Here is a 20,567-nt window from a genome sequence, read left to right as displayed (position 1 = left end):
AATAAAGGAGAGATGAACATGTCTTTACACTTCAGTATATTAGACCAATCCCCGATTTCTCAAGGCCAGACGGCGCGCGAAGCGCTTGCTGACACCGTCCGTTTGGCACAGCAGGCAGAACTATGGGGCTATACCCGCTTTTGGGTATCGGAACATCACGATGCGAAAACTTTGGCAGGCTCTTCACCTGAAATCCTGATCAGCCATATCGGCGCACAGACAGATTCGATCCGGCTCGGTTCTGGTGGCGTTATGCTTCCGCATTACTCGGCATTCAAAGTGGCCGAGAACTTCAACTTATTGGAGAATCTGTACCCGGGACGCATCGATGCAGGTGTCGGCAGGGCGCCGGGCGGTATGCCGAGAGCATCATACGCCTTGTCGAACGGCCGGATGCGGGAAGTGGAGAGATTCCCTGAACAGCTGGATGAACTGCGCATGTATTTGGAAAACAGCATTCCGAAGACGCATGATTATTACGGCTTAAAAGCAACACCGGTGCCGCCCCATGAGCCGCCGATTTGGATGCTCGGCTCAGGGGAAGGGTCGTCGCAGTTGGCTTCACAAAAAGGGCTGCCGTATATGTTCGCCCATTTCATCAACGGCGAAGGCGGCCAGGCGTTTGCGAAACGCTACAAGGAAAACTTCATCTCTCATAACGGGAATAAACCGTATGTCGGCTTTGCAATTTTCGCGGTCTGCCAGGAAACAAAAGAGCAGGCAGAATACGTCGCATCCTCTCTTGACTTGTCGCTTGCGATAGGTGCTCAAGGCATGCCGTCTGATGGTACCCCGCCGCCGGAACAGGCAATTGCCTACGAATATTCTAAGTTCGAAAAGCTGCTCGTTGCGGAAAATCGCCGGCGTATGGTCGTCGGTGATCCTGTACAAGTTGTGGATCAATTAGAGACATTGGGACACGACTATGGAGCGGACGAAGTGATGATCGTCTCGGCCGCATATGATTTTGAAGACAAGCTGACGACGTTCCGGTTGATTGCAGAAGAAATGAAACAAAGAGATACAGGAAAAGAGCGGTAGACTGGCAAAACAGTCTACTGCTTTTTTGTATGTTTTGCTAAAGAGGTTTAGAGGTATGCAGGTGGGATAAAGAAATGGAACAGCGGAAACTTAGAAAGCGAGGAATGCTTATGTTTGACCGTACCGCAGGAAGTCATGTCGTAGAGCTGTTGAAACAATGGAATGTGGATCATATTTACGGAATGCCGGGTGATTCCATCAACGAGTTGATGGAGGAACTACGCAAAGTTGACATCCGCTTTATCCAGATACGCCACGAGGAAACCGGAGCACTTGCTGCTTCCGCTTATTCGAAGCTGACCGGGCACATCGGCGTCTGCCTGTCGATCGCCGGACCTGGTGCGATCCATCTACAGAATGGTTTGTATGATGCGAAAAAAGATAAAACGCCCGTGCTGGCAATCGTCGGACAAGTGACAAGCACTTCTGTCGGAACCGATGTGTTCCAGGAATTGAAATTGGAATCGATGTTTGAGGACGTCTCAGTCTATAACCGGCGCGTCCAAACGGCAGAGCAATTGCCGGATATGCTGAATCAAGCGATTCGTGCGGCATACGCAGAAAAAGGGCCGGCAGTTCTCATTGTATCTGATGATTTATTCAGCATGAAGATCAAACGGGAAAAAATGCTGACGTCTCCAGAATACACCGAGCCGAACATCAGGGCGGCGGAAGAAGATTTAATGGCAGCATTGAAGCTGCTAGAGACCGCAAAAAAGCCGGTCATCCTGGCAGGAAAAGGTGCACAAGGAGCGACTGAAGATGTGTTGGCATTCTCTGAAAAGCTGAAAGCTCCTATCATCGCATCACTTCCGGCAAAAGGGATGATACCCGATACTCATCCGTATAATTTAGGACAGCTCGGACAGTTGGGGACCGAACCGGCTGAACAAGCAATGAAGCAAGCGGACCTTATTATACTTGCAGGTACAGCTTATCCGTACCGTGAATATCTTCCCGACAAAGCACAGGCGATCCAAATTGATATCGACCCGCGCACCATCGGAAAGTATTACCCGGCGACAGTAGGCATTGTCGGAGATCTCGGTCCGGCACTCGTTTGGCTGTCAGAACGTTTGAGCGAAAAAGATGCCGGTTTCTTAGAAGAGTATAGAGATAAGAGAACAGATTGGCATCAGCAATTGCAGGAGGATATCAACAAGCAAACGGAAATGCTTCAGCCGCAGCAAGTAATAGCTGAAATCCAGAAAATCATGCAACAAGACGCTGTCGTCTCACTTGATGTCGGGAGCATCACAATATGGACGGCTAAATATTTGCAACTGACCGGGCAGAAGCTGGTGTTGTCGTCCTGGCTTGGCACAATGGGCTGCGGCTTGCCGGGGGCGATTGCAGCGAAACTCGCATATCCTGAAAAACAGGCAATTGCCATTGTCGGGGACGGCGGATTTTCGATGGGTATGCAGGATTTTGTCACCGCCGTCAAATACGAGTTGCCGATGATCATCGTTATCTTCAATAACCAGAAGCTTCAATTGATCGAAGATGAGCAGAAAAAAGCCGGCAATAAGCCGACGAATGTCGATCTCGCCAATATCGACTATGCCGCTTTCGCCATTGCCTGCGGCGGGCAGGGATACACCGTGAAGAGCCGAGTAGAATTGCAGGATGCCTTATCAACAGCGAAAGCGGGCAAACAGCCGGTCGTCATTGATGCCTATGTGGAAGACATATCCGCTATTTTATAGCAGAAAATGAAAAGTCATCACACCATCTACACAGTAGAAAGGAAGGCGAAAATTATTGACTTCAAAAATGACAGCACTTGGATTTTATAAGCCAGGACCCACAACTGAACCGCCTGAGTTCGAAGCGGTGGAATTGGACAAACCGGTACCGGAAGGACACGATCTTCTCGTTGAAGTCCGGGCGATATCGGTGAATCCAACAGATTACAAAACGCGCGATGCGAAAAAGCCGGAGGATGATTCCTTGACGATTGTCGGGCGAGACGTCGCTGGTGTCGTTGTTTCTGCCGGCAGCGATTGTTCACTGTTCAAAACCGGGGATGAAGTATTCTACGCTGGAACAAATGTCAGGGCAGGCGGTCATAGTGAATATCACCTCGTGGATGAGCGCATCGTCGGCAAGAAACCGAAAACTTTAGACTTTGCCCATGCAGCGGCCTTACCGCTAACGGGACTCACGGCTATGGAAGCGCTTTTTGTCCGCTTGGGTGTTTCCAGAAACCCTAAAGACAATGCTGGAAAGAACATCCTGATCATCGGAGCGGCCGGGGGAGTAGGTTCGGTTGCAACACAGATCGCAAGTTTATCCGGACTTACGGTCATCGGTACGGCGTCGCGCCCTGAAACGATCGAATGGGCAAAAGAACACGGCGCTCACTATACGATCAATCACCATGAAGAGTTATTGCCGCAATTGAAAGAACTCGATATAACCGGAGTGGAATATATCTTTTGCCTGACCAATGTCGATGATCATATGAAAGGAATGGCGGAAGCGGTTTTGCCTCAAGGAAAAATCTGTTCGATCCTGCCGGCCTTCGAGCCGCTCGCTCCTGCTTTATTCGGAAAAAGTGTGACTTTCGTATATGAATTGATGTATACGCGCTCGATGTTCCAGACAGAGGATATGATCGAGCAGCATCATTTATTGAATGAACTGGCAGACTGGGCAGACGGCGGAAAAATCCACTCGACGCTGAATGAAACGATGTCGCCGATAAGTCCGGCGACTTTAAAAGAAGCTTACGGAAAATTGATGTCAGGCCGGACGATCGGAAAAATCGTCATAGAAGGGCCGGTAGAAAAGTAGCAGAAAAGAGCAGCAGGCCTCAGCCTGCTGCTCTTTTTAATAAAAGGGACAATAATATTTCAGTTTGTATTGCTGCCGAAGAGTTTGTTCTCATTGCCCGTATGTTTTCAGCACTTCCTGAAGCGAAATGCGCTCGATTTTCCGGCGGCTGAGATAGGTGCTGAGAAAGTAGATGAATATTAAGAGAAGCAGCGCAATCAATCCGAAGACCGGCTCAAACTCCAGCGGGAGCACAATGCCATAATCTTGTGCAAAAATAAAGAGCATGCGGCGAATCACGAACAACGCGATCGGTATGCTAAGCAGAAAGGATACTAGGGCGTAGGCAAAATAACTATTCAATATCATGGCATTCACTTCACGCCGGCTGTAGCCCATCACCTTTAACAGGGAAATGGTGTAATAATTCTTTTCGACTGTGAAAGAAGTGAGGACAAACATGATGCTCGAGGCAATAATCAGAGACCCCGCTATCATGACATTAAACATCAATCGCGAGTAGCTCTGTAATGACTCGGATTGTTGAATGATGCCACGTTTTGAAAGAACTGATTGATAGCTTTCAGAGGAGGGCATCTCCAAGGCGTAGATGCCATTATAAAGATCCGGAGAACGATTTTCTGTCAGAAGGCGGCTAAGTGTTTCCTGGTCCATATAAATCCTATCGGAAATATATTCATCAACAACTCCTTGGACAAGAAATTCGACTTCTTCGTTATTTATTTCGACATGGAGCGTATCCCCGATTTCAATCTCTTCTTTAATTTGCAGCCTTACACTAATAATTACGCCAGTATCAAGGCTATCGGTAATATCCGTTCGGGTTCCATCGAAAAGCTTATACAGGCGGCTATCGGGCCCTAACACCTGTAGAGCGACGACCTCGTTATTGAATGCGGCGAACGGATAGGAAAGGAACTTCTCATCCCCGCCTTGTAAAGCAGGAGGAGGCTGGGTAGGATCCAAATAAGCTTCATACTCGTAATCCACTTCCTCTAAATAGCCGGTAGTCATTCTTTCGATCGTGCCGTTTAACATCAAGGCGAAGAAAATTAATGATGTGGAAAACATAATACCGATGAAGAAAATCAAGAAGCTGCTCGTTGCGGATCGCCTGGAGGTATTTGAATTTAGTAGTGGCTGAAGCACCGACTAATAGCCGGCTTACTGCCCGGCTCAACCAATTGATCGATTGATGGACGGGAGGGCTCAAAAGAGATAAGGCAGGTTCTTTTAATGTTCTATAGATAATGAAACCTGAAACTGCCGAAAAAAAGAGCAGCGGGACTAAGATGGAAGTTGCGAAAACGGTCCAGCTTTGTTCAATGCTGGCAGACGGAAGAAGATAGAACTCTATATACAAGTCTTTCAGCGGTTCAGCAGCAAACCAGCCCAACAAATAGCCGATAGCCAGCATGATGAGAGCGAACCCGGATATTGCGAAGAAGTAAGGAATAGCGATTTTCGTCCGGTATAGCCCAATGCTTTCAATATGCCAATCTGGCTGCGCTCTGCATGAAGCAGGTTGAAAATCATGATCGACACGATAATTACCGCTATCGCCGCTATAAAGATACTGAGTCCAAGAGACATGGTTTTGCCTTCGTCCAACTTCCTGTATATGGCACCGCTGCGCGTTGTGTTTTCGGTTGCAAGGATTTGGTTGATGAAGGGGAGTTGTTCTTTATCGAAAGCAGTGTCTATGGCAGAACCGTCCAATGTACTTCCGGCTAGCCTGAATCTTTCCTGAGCATTGAGCTGCTCGTATGCTGAATCCGAGAGCAAAACCAATGGCTTTAGGGCTGCATCGAAATTAAAACTGTCATCAAAAACGGGGAGGGTATAGTCAGGGAACAGTACAAAGCCGGTAACTGTGTATTCCTCTCCTCCAAGGACAAAGGAATTTCCGATTTCAATATTATTCTTTTCTGCATAGATTTTATTGAGGGCTAGCTCAGAGATGTTTGAAGGTTTTCGTCCTTGTTCGATAAAAGACCGGTTGATTTGTTCTGCGTCTTTGGCTATCAAAGCGGTATGGCTATTGCCGTTCCAATCAAAATAGGCAACTTTATATTGCCGCAGTTCCAAATTCGTTTCCGGGATTTGCTGTTCAAAAGCTTTGATTCGGTTGTCCATGAGGCGCATGAACAACTCTGTGTCTGTCTTCTTAATGTCACTTAATGAAAAGCTTCCTTCTGAGAGGACATTGGCAATCTCTGGGTCTTGAGCTTCCTGTTCTGTCACCGTATTTAACATTTCAACAGAAAAATCCTCTTGGTTATAGTCTTCAAGGTAACTTTCAGTCGGCTCTTCAATGCCGCTGATTCCATAAAACATCATAGAATAGGTAAGGGAACTGAGAATAATGATGATTCCGATTGCAGCAAGCTGCATCCATTTTTTTCGTGAATCCCTCATTACATTTTTCTGCAGCATAACAGATCACTACCTTTACCCCATTGAATGTCTTGGGCGTTTTTTTGGGTTTCATTGATAGTAACTTCGATAATTCTTCCTGAGTTCATTTTGATTACTTTGTCGGACATTTCAGAGATGCCCAAGTTATGGGTGATGACGACTATTGTTTTCTTATATTCACGGTTAAGGTCTTGGAGCAATTTCAAGACATTCTTTGAATTTTCTTCATCTAAAAATCCTGTAGGCTCATCGCAAAAAATGATAGCCGGATTTTTGGCTAGGCTGCGCGCAACGGATACTCGCTGTTGTGCCCCGCCGGATAATTGGCTCGGGTATTTATTGCGCATTTTCTCCAGGCCGATTTTTGCTAATAACTCGTCGATATCCAATGGGTCAGTTCCGATCTCAGCTCCAACTTGAATATTCTCATACACCGTCAGATTCTGGAGAAGATTGTATTGCTGGAAGATAAAGCCTAAATGCTGCCTGCGGAAATGGGTCATTTCACTGTCAGATAGGCCGGTCAATTCCTTGCCGCGGAAAGTGATGCTTCCTGTAGTTGTACGATCAAGGCCGCTGATTACATTAAGAAGTGTGATTTTACCGCTGCCGCTAGGACCTAATATCACAACAAATTCACCTTCATCAATCTCCAGGTCGATGTCGATTAAAGCGTGTGTTTTTATATCCCTGCTTTGGTAGGTTTTTGTAACTCCCGTCAATTTGATCAAGTAATTCCCCCCTTTACTCGTTTTGAAAGACAAACGTAAGGTAGAACTGCGAATAGATATATCCCATTCGTTATAGTTTAAATATTCCGTTAATTAAAGATGGATTTGAATGCAGATTAATGCATTATAATTTCATAATCGAAAAAGCGGATATTTCGTAAAATGTTCTATTGAAACTTGAATAATATAATTTCAGGGATGGGCTTAGCGGAAGTGGTTGAAATCATGAATAAGCATGTGATGTAATTTGAAAAAAGGGAAGGCGCTATCCGTAATCTATAGAAAAAGACAGCAGACTAGATTAAAGTCTGCTGTCTTTCTGAAAACTATGCTGCTTCTTTTTCTCGATCGCCACTAAAAAAGGCGGTTCATGCTTTTTGTTGATGAATTCGTATTTTAGGACGTCGAATTGAGCTTGTGGCAATTCTTTCACGTACTCCATCACAGCATCGCGCTCTCCGCTGCCGCCTTTGTGGCCTGAATAAATGACTACCAGCACCAAGCCGCCCACTTTTGAGCGCTCCAAACATTGCCCGATCGCCTGCAAGGTGCTCACTGCTGTTGTGATGATGGCATGGTCGCCTTTTGGCAAATAGCCGAGATTGAAGACCGCCGCTGAAATCGATTCTTTCACGTAATGGTCGATTTTCGCGTGGCTGTCGTGGATCAATTCGACATGTGGAGATGCTCCGACACGCTTTCTGGTCGCTTCGACTGCTTGTTGCTGGATATCAAACGCATAGACTTTTCCGGTGTCACCGGTCAGTCCAGCCAAAAACTGCGTATCGTGGCCGTTTCCGGCAGTGGCGTCCACGACGATGTCGCCGGGATGCACGACCTGCTCGAGCAGGGATTTGGTAAACGGCAATAAGCGCTGCAAGGTCATATTTTCGCGCTCCCGGCAAACCGTTTTCCTTGCCAGCTGCTGCGCGTTTCTAGTTCTGCATCGATGCCGTTCAACACTTCCCATTTATTCGTGCTCCACATCGGGCCAATCATCAAATCGATCGGGCCGTCCCCGGTGATGCGCTGGACGACCATGCTAGGGGGGATGATTTCAAGCTGGTCGGCGACGAGCTGGATATACGCTTCTTTTTCCATGAATTCGACCAAACCTTTTTCGTATTGCTTGACCATCGGCGTACCGTTCAATAAATGCAACAGATGGATCTTGATTCCTTGCACGTCTAGCTTCGCCACTGTCTGTGCGGTTTCCATCATCATGCTTCTGTCTTCGAGCGGTAAGCCGTTGATGATATGGCTGCAAACATTGATGCTGTGTGCCCGCAGTTTCTCGACGCCTTGTTTGTAGGTCTCGAAATCATGCGCACGGTTGATGAGCAGCGCCGTCCGTTCGTGGACAGTCTGAAGCCCGAGTTCCACCCATAAATACGTGCGTTCATTGAGCTCCGCCAAGTATTCGACGACTTCATCAGGCAAACAGTCGGGACGTGTCCCGATGCTGATACCGACGACATTTTCTTGAGCAAGCGCCGCTTCGAACTGTTTCTTGATGACGTCGATCGGGGCATGGGTATTCGTATACGCCTGGAAATAGGCGATGTATTTGGCGTCTTTCCATTTGCGATGCATAGTTGTTTTCACTTGTTCGAATTGTACCGGAATCGGATCAACGCGGTCCCCGGCAAAATCCCCGGACCCAGCGACAGAACAAAAGGTGCAGCCACCGAAAGCGACGGTGCCGTCGCGGTTCGGGCAATCAAACCCGGCATCTAGTGAGATTTTCATCACTTTATGGCCGAACTGTTCGCGCAAATGGCGATTCCATGTATAATATCGTTTCCCGTCACTTGGAAACGGCAATTGATTGTCCATATAAACCCACTCCTTATGAGCCATTATAGCATGCAGCAGCTACCAAAAAGGCGAGCAAATCGAATCGTGCGACCATTGTCATTGTTGCGTTTCCCATCAACTTTTGGTTAAATTGTTTATGGAAGCGTTTTATTGAATAAAAATTCAGTTAATGTTGCGAAGGGGGCAAACTTTCGATGAAATCGATTTACAATTCTGCTAAAGAGGCAGTCGAACCGATACAAGATGGCGCTACAATTATGGTAGGAGGTTTTGGCCTGGTCGGCATACCAGAGCAGCTGATTTTAGCGCTCGTCGATAAAGGGGTAACAGACCTGACGATTATTTCCAATAACTGTGGAGTGGACGAATGGGGACTCGGTTTGCTGCTGAAAAACAAGCAAATAAAAAAAATGATCGGCTCATATGTCGGTGAAAATAAAGAGTTCGAACGGCAAGTACTATCCGGCGAAATCGAGGTCGAATTGACGCCGCAAGGCACGCTCGCTGAAAAAATGCGCGCAGGCGGAGCCGGAATACCGGCATTCTTTACACCGGCAGGAGTCGGGACGATCATTGCGGAAGGCAAAGAAATCCGCGAATTCGACGGCAAGGAATATGTCCTGGAACTGGCTTTGAAAGCTGATTTTTCTCTGGTCCGTGCGCATACGGCAGATAAAATGGGCAATCTTGTCTATAACAAAACAGCGCAAAACTTTAACCCGCTGGCAGCTGCTGCCGGGAAAGTGACGATTGCGGAAGTGGAGCACATTGTGGAAGTCGGCGACATCGATCCGAACCACGTGCAGACACCGAGCATTTACGTGCAAGGCTTGCTGCAGGCAGACCAGGAAAAACGAATCGAGCGTTTGACGACGCGATAAGAAAGGGCGGGGACTAAAGTGGACAAACAAGCTATCAGAGAACGAATCGCAAAACGTGCGGAAAAAGAAATTAAAGATGGAGATTACGTCAATCTCGGAATCGGCATGCCGACGCTTGTCGCAAACTTCATTTCCGATAACAAACAAGTCGTCTTGCAGTCTGAAAACGGATTGCTCGGCATCGGGCCTTATCCGACAGAAGACCAAGTCGACCCCGATTTGATCAATGCAGGAAAAGAAACCGTCACGACCATTCCGGGATCTTCTTTCTTTACGAGCGCTGAGTCATTCGCGATGATCCGCGGGGGACATATCGATGTCGCGATACTCGGCGGCATGGAAGTGGCAGAAAACGGCGACCTTGCGAACTGGATGATTCCAGGGAAAATGATCAAAGGCATGGGCGGCGCGATGGATTTGGTCCACGGCGCGAAGAAAGTCATTGTCATTATGGATCATGTCTCTAAAGACGGTTCAGCGAAAATCAAAAAAGCGTGCGAATTGCCGCTGACCGGCAAAGCGGTCGTCAATTTGATCATCACAGAACGTGCAGTAATTGAAGTGACCGATTCCGGACTTGTCCTGAAAGAAGTATTCGAAGGCCATAGCGTCGATGAGGTCGTAGCTGCAACAGAGGCTGCACTCGATACGGACAGCGTCAAAGTATACTGAGCTATTGCATAACTGCAGATGCTCAGCTAAAATGAATATTAATAGCAAATGGCCGTGAAGAGGAGCAGTAGATCAATTCATGCAGCAAAGAGAGCCGGTGGGTGGTGTGAGTCGGTATGCAGAATGATTGAACTCGCCTTGGAGTCCGCGCAAAACTGCGCCGTTTTCCGCGTTAAGGAATCAAGTTGAGCGAGCGATCGCTAATTTGGGTGGTACCGCGGGAAAATCCCGTCCCTTATTCAGTTAAGGGACGGGATTTTTTATTTTGCTGAAAACTACGCGTCGCTAGCGGACATCCCGCTTGTATTTAGAGGAGGAAATAGGAAATGTCTTTTAATCACAAAGAAATTGAAAAGAAATGGCAGCATCACTGGCAAGAAAACAAAACCTTCAAAACGGAAAATACGCCGGGCAAAGAAAAATTCTATGCGCTCGATATGTTCCCATACCCATCAGGCGCAGGACTTCACGTCGGGCATCCGGAAGGCTACACGGCGACGGATATTTTGAGCCGCCAAAAACGTATGCAAGGCTATGACGTGCTTCATCCGATGGGCTGGGATGCATTCGGCCTGCCGGCAGAGCAATATGCACTCGATACCGGAAACGATCCGGCGGAATTCACGGCGAAAAACATCGCGACGTTCAAACGCCAAATCCAGGAGCTCGGTTTTTCGTACGATTGGGACCGCGAAATCAACACGACCGATCCGGGTTATTATAAATGGACGCAATGGATCTTTATCCAGCTTTATAATAAAGGCTTGGCATATGTCGATGAAGTGGCAGTCAACTGGTGCCCGGCACTTGGCACGGTCCTCGCAAACGAAGAAGTGATCGACGGGCTATCCGAGCGCGGGGGACATCCGGTCGAACGCCGCCCGATGCGCCAATGGGTGCTGCGGATCACCGAATACGCAGACCGTTTGCTGGAAGACTTGAATGAACTCGACTGGCCGGAAAGCTTGAAAGACATGCAGCGCAACTGGATCGGCAAATCCGAAGGGGCGGAGCTCGAGTTCCACATCGATGGGACCGAACATTCTTTCCGCGCATTCACGACGCGCCCGGATACGATTTTCGGAGCAACTTATGCAGTTCTTGCACCGGAACATAAATTGGTCGGTGAAATTACAGCGTCAGGACAACGTGAAGCTGTAGAAGCCTATATCGACAAAGTGAAAACGAAGAGTGACTTGGAACGCACCGACCTGGCAAAAGACAAATCAGGCGTCTTTACCGGGGCTTATGCGATCAATCCGGCAAGCGGCGAAAAAATGCCGATTTGGATCGCAGATTACGTTCTTGCCACTTACGGAACGGGTGCCATCATGGCCGTGCCGGCACACGATGAGCGCGACTATGAATTCGCCAAGCAGTTTGAATTACCAATCGTCGAAGTCGTCTCAGGCGGCAATGTCGCGCAAGAAGCTTACGCAGGCGACGGGGAATTGATCAATTCTGATTTCCTGAACGGCTTGAACAAAACTGCAGCGATCCAAAAAGCAATCGACTGGCTCGAGAGCGAAGGTGTCGGCGAGAAAAAGATCACCTACCGCCTTCGCGATTGGCTGTTCAGCCGCCAGCGCTATTGGGGCGAGCCGATCCCGATCATCCACTGGGAAGACGGCACGATGACACCAGTAGACGATGCAGATTTGCCGCTTGAACTGCCGGTCACTCAAGACATCAAACCGAGTGGCACAGGCGAATCTCCACTCGCTAATATCGAGGAATGGGTCAATGTTGTCCATCCAGAAACTGGCATGAAAGGCCGTCGCGAGACGAACACGATGCCGCAATGGGCCGGCAGTTGCTGGTATTATTTGCGCTTTATCGATCCGACAAATGAAGATATGCTCGCAGATCCGGAACTATTGAAACGCTGGTTGCCGGTCGATGTTTATATCGGCGGTGCGGAACACGCCGTTCTTCACTTATTGTATGCGCGTTTCTGGCATAAAGTGCTTTATGACCTTGGCGTTGTGCCGACCAAAGAACCATTCCAGAAATTGTTCAACCAAGGGATGATCCTCGGCGAAGGCAACGAGAAAATGTCGAAATCCAAAGGCAATGTCGTCAACCCGGACCAGATCATCGAAAGCCACGGAGCGGATACGCTGCGTATGTACGAGATGTTCATGGGTCCTTTAGAAGCGTCCATCGCCTGGTCGACAAACGGCCTTGACGGATCCCGCCGCTTCCTTGACCGCATCTGGCGTTTGCTGATCGAAGACGGAGTGACCTCAAGAAAAGTCACGGAGCACAATGACGGCTCGATGGAGAAAGTTTATCACCAGACAGTCAAGAAAGTGAGCGAGGACTTCGATGGCCTGCGCTTTAACACAGCGATTTCGCAGATGATGGTATTCATCAACGAATCGTATAAGGCGGAGAGCTTGCCGAAAGAATATATTGAAGGCTTTGTGAAGATGCTGTCGCCGATAGCACCGCATATAGCGGAAGAGCTTTGGAACAAACTGGGCCATAGCGAGACGGTGACGTATGAAGCGTGGCCGACGTTTGACGAGTCGAAGCTGATCGATGATGAGATCGAAATCGTCATCCAAGTGAACGGCAAAGTCCGCAGCAAATTGGTCGTGGCGAAAGACAGCACGAAAGAACAGCTCGAAGCTGCGGCATTGAACGATGAACACGTTCAAAAAGCGGCAGAAGGTAAGCAAGTGCGAAAAGTCATCGCCATTCCAGGGAAACTGGTCAATATCGTTGTAGGATAAGAAAGATGAAAGCCGCCGGGGATTCTTGGCGGCTTTTTTTGGTGGAAACTTTGTAATTGAATAGTGGAGTGGAGGGGATTGCGCTTCAACCGGATGCTTAATGTTCAAGTTTAAAGAACTTGTACTTTGAGACTGCGCTGCAGGGGCACGCTTGCCGGGGGCGGGCGTCGAGACAAATGTGCCGCACGGTCCCCCAGGCGTCGGCCTCTTCCGCTCCGTCTCCAAGTTTAGAGTAATGAATATTATTCCAATCCACTAGAAATGGGGTGTGGAAATTTACAAGGCATTAAAGTTTATTTAATAAAGAAAAACGATTATGTAGTCATTAATCCAACCTACTATATAATAGACTCTTGAATCTAGCAGACTATTGCCAGATGCCACTTCCCAGGAAGCGATTGTCTCTCTCCTGGATGAAAACATATTTTTTGAAGGCGGATGAATTATACAGAAGCAGATACACCTTACTCGCTTGATTCAATGAAAATGAAAAGCTGACTCGCGCTTACGGGTGAAGCGAAGCAGTAAGACAGGTGTTCTTCCTGGCTTACTGCGAAAGCTCAACCCCAAGCGAGGCTGCGGATATTCAGCTGGTGCCGGAAATGAACAGCTCAATATTTCCACATTCAAACTTTAGCTCTATATTCATTACACTAGCTAAGCGACATACCCAAAAACGGATGAATTATACAGAAGCAGATATAACTCACTCGCTTGAACCAATGAAATCTAAAAGCAGCCTCGCGTTTACGGGTGAGCCGATGCAGGGAGACAGACGGTTTTCCTGGCTCACTGCAAGAGGCCAACCCAAAGCGAGGTTGCGGATAGTTGGGCGATCGCGATCAAAAACTAAAACCATTTCAAATTGTCACACCCAGACTCCAGCTGTTTAGTAACTTCATTCCATAGAAAAAAAGCCCGATCACTTAAGCGATCGGGCTTTTTCTTTGATAGCTGGTGGCGAATTCGGCTGCATTTTTTCCTGCGACATGTCCGGTGACGAGGGCGGAGGTGATGTTATAGCCGCCGGTGTAGCCGTGGATGTCGAGGATTTCGCCGCAGAAGAATAAGCCAGGCTTTTTTTTCGAGGCCATCGTTTTCGGTTCGATTTCCTTGATCGATACTCCGCCGCCTGTGACGAAGGCTTTTTCGATCGGCTGTGTGCCGGAGACGGTCATTGTGAAGGCGGTCATTTCATTTGCCAGTGCCCGCACTTTTTCTGACGGCAATTCCGCACCGGTCAATTGAGGATCGATTTCTGCACGCTCTAACAAGAATAGCAGCCAGCGTTCCTGAGCTGTACTCTTCCAGACATTTTTCAGTGCTTTTTTCGGTTCGTCTTTCATCAGCTTATGAAGCATCTGGAAAGCCGATTCCGCATTATCGCTCGGCAAGGAATTGATGCGCGTGGAGACGGCTTGGCCGCCGTTTTTCTTCATTTCCTTGACGACGTACTGACTGCAGCGCAGTATTGCGGGACCGCTGAGGCCAAAATGAGTGAACAGCATGTCCATTTGGTGGGTGACGAGCGGTTTGCCTTTTTTGTTGAGAACGGTCACAGCCACATCGCGCAGTGCAAGTCCTTGAAGTTCACGGCTTTTGATGAAAGGTTCATTCGATAATAACGGAACTTCTGTCGGGTACAAATCGGTTACGGTGTGCCCCGCTTTTTCAGCCCACGGATAGCCGTCGCCTGTTGATCCGGTTTGCGGGACGGCTTTTCCGCCAACTGCGACGACGACTGCAAGGGATTCGAACTCTTCTCCGGAATGAAGCCGGATACCGGTCACTTTGTCGTCATCCATCAGCAGGCTTTTGACTGGAGACTCGAGTTTCACTTCCACACCGAGACGGTCCATTTCACGGAACATCGCTTCAGCGACGTCTTGTGCGCGGTTTGAAACCGGGAACATGCGGCCGTGGTCTTCTTCTTTTAACGCGACGCCTAGGTTCTCGAAAAATTGGATAATATCTTCATTATTGAAGACCGAGAATGGGCTGTACATGAACCGCCCGTTGCCGGGGATGTGGCGGACGATTTCTTCTAAAGGCAGGCGGTTCGTCACGTTGCAGCGGCCGCCGCCGGAGATGATCAGTTTCTTGCCGAGCTTTTTGCCTTTTTCAACGAGCAGGACGTGCTTGCCGGTTGATGCGGCGGAGATGGAAGCCATCAAGCCGGAAGGGCCTCCGCCGATAATGATGATGTCATACATATAATAAAAACTCACTTTCGTTTTTCTTTTCAGTATACACGATGAGTCAAAACACGTTGAGTAATTTTGTCTATAGGTGTAAACTATCGTGTAGATTGTTTTTATTTTGAACCAAGTCAGGGAGTGCAAAATGTCCTCATTAATTAAAGGTACAGCCATTTTAACTTTAGGTTTATTTTTGTCGAAAGTCCTCGGCGTCATTTATATCATTCCGTTTTACGGCATGGTCGGGGAAGATAATATCGGCCTTTACCAATACGCATACATACCGTATAACTTGATGCTCGCACTGGCGATATCCGGTGCGCCGATCGCCTTTTCGAAGTTTACCGCTAAATACAATTCACTCGGCGATTATGAAACCGGCAGGCGACTTTTGCGATCCGGCTTAGTTACGATGATCGTCACCGGAATCGTGTCTTTTTTGGCGCTTTATCTTTTGGCGGAGCCGCTTGCACGCATCACCATCTCGGAAGATGAGACGATCTATTCGGTGAACGATGTAGCTGATGCAATCCGTTGGGTCAGTTTCGCATTGATCGTTGTGCCGTTCATGAGTTTATGGCGCGGCTTTTTCCAAGGCTATAATTATATGATGCCGACTGCGGTTTCGCAATTGATCGAACAGATCGTCCGCATTATTTTCTTACTTGGGGGAGCATTCGCGGTCATTTATTTGTTCGACGGCACACCGAAAACCGCCATTCAATTTGCCGTTTTATCGGCCGCTGTCGGGGCATTGGGTGGACTTATCACGCTTTATTATTTCTGGCGCAAAAAGAAGCCGGAATATAATCAACTGCTGGCTACATCAGTCGAATCGTACGATGTCCGCTTGCGTGATATGTACAAAGAGATTTTGCTGTACGCTGTTCCGGTCATTTTTCTCGGCATCGCCAATCCACTGTTCCAGTTCATTGATTTGATGACGTTCAACCGTGCGATGGCAGCCGGGGGCAATCTGATGGAAACAGATTTACTTGGGATTTTGAATTTGACGGCCCATAAACTGGTCATGATTCCGGTTATGCTGGCGACAGGGTTCTCGATGGCGCTCATTCCGCTTATTACGAAGCATTTTACGCGCAATGAACATCTGCAAGTGACGAAAACGCTGGATCAATCATTTCAATTGATTTTGTTCTTGACTTTGCCTGCGGTCATCGGCATGACGATGCTGTCGGATGAGCTGTATCATGTCTTTTACGAAGTGAGCGACACCGGTTCAGAAATCTTGGCGCATTATTTGCCGGTGGCGATTTTATTCGCAGCATTCCCGGTGACGGCTTCGATTTTACAGGGTATCAATAAGCAGAAATGGATCATCGTTAATCTGCTCATTGGCCTTGGCTTGAAGGCGCTGCTGAACACACCGCTTATCATGATGTTCGAGACGGACGGCGCGATTGCAGCGACAATCATCGGTTATATCGTAGCGATTACGATGAATATGATCATCATTTCCAAAACGATGAACTACCGCTCGAAAATGGTGTTCCGCCGCATCATCCTCATCCTTATATTGAATGCCATTATGGCGCTCACTGTGTATTTTGCGATGAACGGTTTGGATTATATCATCGGCATGGACAATAAATTCCTGTCGATCATCCGCATTGTCTTGATCGGTGGAGCCGGGGCGGCGGTGTACGGTTATCTAAGCTTGAAGACAGGGTTGGCACAGAAGCTGCTAGGCGCAAGAATTACACGCATTACAAGACGCTTCGGTTTCTAGGAGGATGACGCATGAGAATTGATAAATTATTGTCGAATTCCGGATTCGGCTCGAGAAAAGAAGTCAAGATATTGCTGAAGGCACGAGCAGTGGAAGTAAACGGGGAAACGGTGCACGATCCGAAGTTTCAAGTTAATGAAAAAGCGGATCATGTTTCCATCGGGGGCGAGGTTGTCGTCTACCGGGAGTTTCTGTATGTCATGATGAACAAACCGCAAGGCGTCATTTCAGCAACTGAAGACCGTTACGACGAAACCGTCATCGATTTGCTGACGGAGTCGGAGCAGCGTTTTGAACCGTTTCCTGTCGGGCGTCTTGATAAAGATACAGAAGGATTGTTGTTGATTACCAATGATGGCAAGCTGGCGCATGAATTATTGTCGCCGAGAAAGCACGTTGATAAAACTTATTACGCAAAAATCGACGGCGTGGTGACTGAGGAAGATGGGGCAGCTTTTCTAAAAGGAGTCGTACTCGATGACGGCTACGAGACAAAGCCCGCTACACTCCATATTCTGCACAGCGGGGAGCAGTCGGAAATCGAACTGACCATTACAGAAGGCAAGTTCCACCAGGTCAAGCGCATGTTCGAGAGCATCGGAAAACAAGTGGTGTTCCTCAAGCGCTTGTCGATGGGGCCGCTGGAACTGGATGATACGCTCGCATTGGGGCAATACCGCGAATTGACTGAAGAGGAACTAAACAAATTAAAACAAAGAAAATGACCGCAAAATTGCGGTCATTTTCTTTGTTTTCAGGACGTCATTTTGACTTTCTTCTCCGTCGTTGTCCATTTGCCCCGGACTGGGCTTACTACCAGTTCGTTAAAGGCCAACACATTCAAATCTCTTTGAATGGTGCGAGGAGTGATGCCGAATTCGTCGACCAGATCCTGTGTGGTCACAGTCCCGTTTTCGAGAATGTACTTGTACATGTCTTTGATCCGAATGAGCATGCGGTCAGTTGTGGGTTTCATAAGGTAAGAACCACTCCTTCATCTTTAGTACCAATGGCAAAGACTAGCGGACGTTTGAGTGTGGTGTATACAGCAATTAAGGAATAATAGCGGTAGACAGCTCCTTTTTTAGAAAATCCGTCAATTTGACTTATCTGACAATTTGATTATATCGGAAAAACTTCTCGAATTCCATGATTATAGGTTTCTTTACGAAAACTTAATGCTAGTGAAATAGAAAAAAATACTGAAATTAACCGGCTATTCTTTAAATTTTTTGAAAAAGGTGTACAATAGCCATAACAAAAGGGAGTGTGAGGCATGGATTGGCAACGAGAAGCAGAACGGCGCAAAGATGAATTGCTCAGCGAATTACAGGAACTGATTGCAATTCCGAGTGTCTTAAGCGAAGATGGTAGCCTTGACGCTCCCTACGGTACAGAAGTCAGAAAAGCGCTCGATTGGTTTTTGGAAAAAGGAGAACGAGCAGGGTTCAAAGCGAAAAACGTCGCCAATGTCGCAGGTCATCTGGAGATTGGGGAAGGGCAAGAGCTTCTTGGGATTCTCGGCCACGTGGATGTCGTTCCTGCCGGAGACGGCTGGACGAAAGATCCGTTCGGCGGTGAGATCGCGGACGGCAAGCTTTACGGCCGCGGCGCCATCGACGACAAAGGGCCGACAATCGCAGCGTGGATGGCGCTGAAAATGGTGAAAGATGCCGGATTTGATTTCAAGCGGCGTGTCCGCTTGATCATCGGCACCGATGAGGAAAGTGGATTCCGCTGCGTGGAGCGCTATTTCGAGACCGAGGAAATGCCGGGCATCGGATTTGCGCCGGATGCGGACTTTCCGATCATCAATGCTGAAAAAGGCATTGCAGATTTGAAGTATATGTTGAATTTTGCAGAAGGCGGCGAGCTGCTGGAGTTCACATCGGGAGAGCGGACCAATATGGTGCCGGACCACGCTATTGCTCATTTGGCGCTCGATTCGCAGCAAGTGGCGTCGGCATTTCAGGCGTTTTGCGAGAATGAGCAAGTTACTGGCGACTGCCAAGCGAGCGCTGACGGCACGGGCACGGTATTGACTTTGGCCGGCAAATCAGCCCATGCGATGGAGCCGGAGTGGGGAGTCAATGCAGGCATTTTGCTTGCTAAGTTTTTGCAGGATAAAATTGCAGGAGACGGCGCTAATTTCGTTCGGTTCATCGCGCATTATTTCAGCGGTGATTCACGCGGCAAAAAGCTCAGCCTTGACTATTCGGATGAAGCGTCCGGTGACACGACATTCAATGCAGGGATTATGAGTTACAAAGCGGGGGAGCAAGCCGCAATTCGCGTCAGCATGCGATATTCAATCAGCTACCCATTTGATAAAATGATGGAGAGGAATGAAATCGACGGAGTTAAAATGGGGATTTTATCCAATTCGAAACCGCATCACGTCGACGCAGATGACCCCTTTATCAAAACTTTGCAACAAGCTTATGAAAAAGAAACCGGTGAGGCGGCTGAACTGCTGGCCATTGGCGGGGGCACTTACGCACGCGTACTTGATAAAGGCGTCGCGTTTGGGATGTTGTTCCCAGGCGAACCGGATGTGGCACATCAGGCGGATGAATTCGTAGATATCGATAATTTGGTCAAAGCAACAGCTATATATGCACAAGCTATTTATCAATTGGCTTGCAAATAAACTTATGAAAGAAGGAATAGCAATGGAATGGATTTTGTCTAACGGGGAATTTGTGAAAGAACAGGATTTAGAGATCTCAAAAGAAGACCGCGGGTATCAGTTCGGAGACGGTATTTACGAAGTGATCCGTGTGTACGAAGGAGATTTGTTCACAGCAACAGAACATATCGACCGCTTCTACGACAGTGCTGAAAAAATCCGCATTACTGTGCCTTATACGAAAGATGTTTTCCACAAAATGCTCCACGACCTGGTCGAGATGAACAGCATCGACAACGGCCAAGTGTACGTACAGATTACACGCGGCGCCGCTGAGCGCAATCATCAGTTCCCAATCAACGCTGAGCCGGTTGTTGTCGGCTACACGAAATCTGTGGAACGTCCTGTCGGGTTCATGGAGCAAGGTGTAAAAGCGACGTTGATCGAAGATGTCCGCTGGCTGCGCTGTGATATCAAAAGTTTGAACTTGCTCGGCAATGTGCTGGCAAAGCAGCAGGCTTACGAAGAAGGTTATTTTGAAGCGGTGCTCCACCGGGGCGATACGGTGACGGAAGGGTCTTCCTCAAATATGTACGGAATCAAGGACGGCACAGTCTACACGCATCCTGTGACCAACTTGATTTTGAACGGTATCACGAGACGGGTGATCCTGGAGATTTGCGAAGATTTCGGCATCGAAGTGGTCGAAACGGCGTTCACGAAACAGCAAGCGCTCGAAATGGATGAGTTCTTCTTGTCTTCAACGACATCAGAGGTCATGCCGGTAGTTGAAATTTCGGGTCAAAAAATTGCAGACGGCATACCAGGTGATACGACACGGAAATTGCAGCAAGCATTTGAAGCGCGGATAAAATTGGGCGTCATTTCCTGA

Annotated in this window: 17 protein-coding genes and 1 other annotated feature; of the genes, 10 read left to right on the top strand and 7 right to left on the bottom strand. The window is 48.1% G+C overall.

Features of this window, described 5'->3' with window-relative positions; translation table 11 throughout:
* Positions 1-18 precede the first annotated feature (18 nt).
* From J7E21_RS07160 to J7E21_RS07150, 3 genes are all read left to right on the top strand, one after another.
* Positions 19-1,041: an LLM class flavin-dependent oxidoreductase gene (locus J7E21_RS07160; RefSeq protein ID WP_215106026.1), complete on the top strand. Its 1,023-nt coding sequence runs from the start codon at positions 19-21 to the stop codon at positions 1,039-1,041.
* 74 nt (positions 1,042-1,115) lie between these two features.
* Positions 1,116-2,750, top strand: coding sequence for a pyruvate oxidase (locus J7E21_RS07155; RefSeq protein ID WP_251047806.1), 1,635 nt, complete (start codon positions 1,116-1,118; stop codon positions 2,748-2,750).
* Positions 2,751-2,817: 67 nt separating this feature from the next.
* Positions 2,818-3,840 carry a zinc-binding alcohol dehydrogenase family protein gene (locus J7E21_RS07150; RefSeq protein WP_215106178.1) on the top strand — a complete coding sequence of 341 codons (1,023 nt, stop codon included), beginning with the start codon at positions 2,818-2,820 and terminating at the stop codon, positions 3,838-3,840.
* A 90-nt stretch (positions 3,841-3,930) separates the two neighbouring features.
* On the opposite strand, the gene J7E21_RS16210 is transcribed toward J7E21_RS07150, so the two are convergent.
* The 5 genes from J7E21_RS16210 to mnmL form a co-directional block, all read right to left on the bottom strand.
* Complete coding sequence (locus tag J7E21_RS16210; protein ID WP_251047804.1) at positions 3,931-4,932, bottom strand: ABC transporter permease; 1,002 nt, start codon at positions 4,930-4,932, stop codon at positions 3,931-3,933.
* A 276-nt stretch (positions 4,933-5,208) separates the two neighbouring features.
* On the bottom strand, positions 5,209-6,276 hold the full coding sequence (locus tag J7E21_RS16200; RefSeq protein WP_251047803.1) for a hypothetical protein: 1,068 nt from the start codon (positions 6,274-6,276) through the stop codon (positions 5,209-5,211).
* Complete coding sequence (locus tag J7E21_RS07140) at positions 6,258-6,989, bottom strand: ABC transporter ATP-binding protein (RefSeq protein WP_215106024.1); 732 nt, start codon at positions 6,987-6,989, stop codon at positions 6,258-6,260. The genes J7E21_RS16200 and J7E21_RS07140 overlap by 19 nt, the downstream gene beginning before the upstream one ends.
* 301 nt (positions 6,990-7,290) lie before the next feature.
* Complete coding sequence (mnmM, locus tag J7E21_RS07135; protein ID WP_215106022.1) at positions 7,291-7,875, bottom strand: tRNA 5-(aminomethyl)-2-thiouridylate-methyltransferase MnmM; 585 nt, start codon at positions 7,873-7,875, stop codon at positions 7,291-7,293.
* Positions 7,872-8,825: a tRNA modification radical SAM protein MnmL/YtqA gene (gene mnmL / locus J7E21_RS07130; protein ID WP_215106021.1), complete on the bottom strand. Its 954-nt coding sequence runs from the start codon at positions 8,823-8,825 to the stop codon at positions 7,872-7,874. The genes mnmM and mnmL overlap by 4 nt, the downstream gene beginning before the upstream one ends.
* 176 nt (positions 8,826-9,001) lie before the next feature.
* On the opposite strand from mnmL, the gene J7E21_RS07125 reads away from it, so the two are divergent.
* The 3 genes from J7E21_RS07125 (at position 9,002) to leuS (ending at position 13,098) form a co-directional block, all read left to right on the top strand.
* The gene (locus J7E21_RS07125) at positions 9,002-9,688 is read left to right on the top strand and encodes a CoA transferase subunit A (RefSeq protein WP_215106019.1); all 687 of its coding nucleotides are present in this window, start codon (positions 9,002-9,004) and stop codon (positions 9,686-9,688) included.
* 18 nt (positions 9,689-9,706) lie between these two features.
* Positions 9,707-10,360: a 3-oxoacid CoA-transferase subunit B gene (locus J7E21_RS07120; RefSeq protein WP_215106017.1), complete on the top strand. Its 654-nt coding sequence runs from the start codon at positions 9,707-9,709 to the stop codon at positions 10,358-10,360.
* Between the two features lie 45 nt (positions 10,361-10,405).
* Positions 10,406-10,599: a binding site (T-box leader), on the top strand.
* A gap of 87 nt (positions 10,600-10,686) precedes the next feature.
* A complete protein-coding gene (gene leuS / locus J7E21_RS07115; protein WP_215106015.1) occupies positions 10,687-13,098 on the top strand; it encodes a leucine--tRNA ligase in 2,412 nt (803 codons plus the stop codon).
* 926 nt (positions 13,099-14,024) lie between these two features.
* On the opposite strand, the gene J7E21_RS07110 is transcribed toward leuS, so the two are convergent.
* On the bottom strand, positions 14,025-15,311 hold the full coding sequence (locus J7E21_RS07110) for a BaiN/RdsA family NAD(P)/FAD-dependent oxidoreductase (RefSeq protein ID WP_215106176.1): 1,287 nt from the start codon (positions 15,309-15,311) through the stop codon (positions 14,025-14,027).
* A gap of 130 nt (positions 15,312-15,441) precedes the next feature.
* On the opposite strand from J7E21_RS07110, the gene J7E21_RS07105 reads away from it, so the two are divergent.
* Both J7E21_RS07105 and J7E21_RS07100 read left to right on the top strand, forming a co-directional pair.
* A complete protein-coding gene (locus J7E21_RS07105; protein WP_215106013.1) occupies positions 15,442-17,046 on the top strand; it encodes a putative polysaccharide biosynthesis protein in 1,605 nt (534 codons plus the stop codon).
* Positions 17,047-17,057: 11 nt separating this feature from the next.
* A complete protein-coding gene (locus J7E21_RS07100) occupies positions 17,058-17,771 on the top strand; it encodes a pseudouridine synthase (RefSeq protein WP_215106011.1) in 714 nt (237 codons plus the stop codon).
* A gap of 29 nt (positions 17,772-17,800) precedes the next feature.
* On the opposite strand, the gene J7E21_RS07095 is transcribed toward J7E21_RS07100, so the two are convergent.
* Entirely contained in the window at positions 17,801-18,022 is a 222-nt protein-coding gene (locus J7E21_RS07095; protein WP_215106009.1) for a DeoR family transcriptional regulator, read from the bottom strand.
* A gap of 300 nt (positions 18,023-18,322) precedes the next feature.
* On the opposite strand from J7E21_RS07095, the gene pepV reads away from it, so the two are divergent.
* Together pepV and dat are read left to right on the top strand one after the other, a co-directional pair.
* Positions 18,323-19,696, top strand: a complete 1,374-nt coding sequence (gene pepV, locus J7E21_RS07090) for a dipeptidase PepV (protein ID WP_215106007.1) — start codon at positions 18,323-18,325, stop codon at positions 19,694-19,696.
* A 22-nt stretch (positions 19,697-19,718) separates the two neighbouring features.
* On the top strand, positions 19,719-20,567 hold the full coding sequence (gene dat, locus J7E21_RS07085; RefSeq protein ID WP_215106005.1) for a D-amino-acid transaminase: 849 nt from the start codon (positions 19,719-19,721) through the stop codon (positions 20,565-20,567).

It is taken from the genome of Planococcus sp. ISL-109 (genome assembly GCF_018613655.1).
Classification (GTDB): Bacteria; Bacillota; Bacilli; order Bacillales_A; family Planococcaceae; genus Planococcus.
Note: the sequence above shows the minus strand (reverse complement) of the source record. Positions and strands in the feature narration are given on the sequence as shown.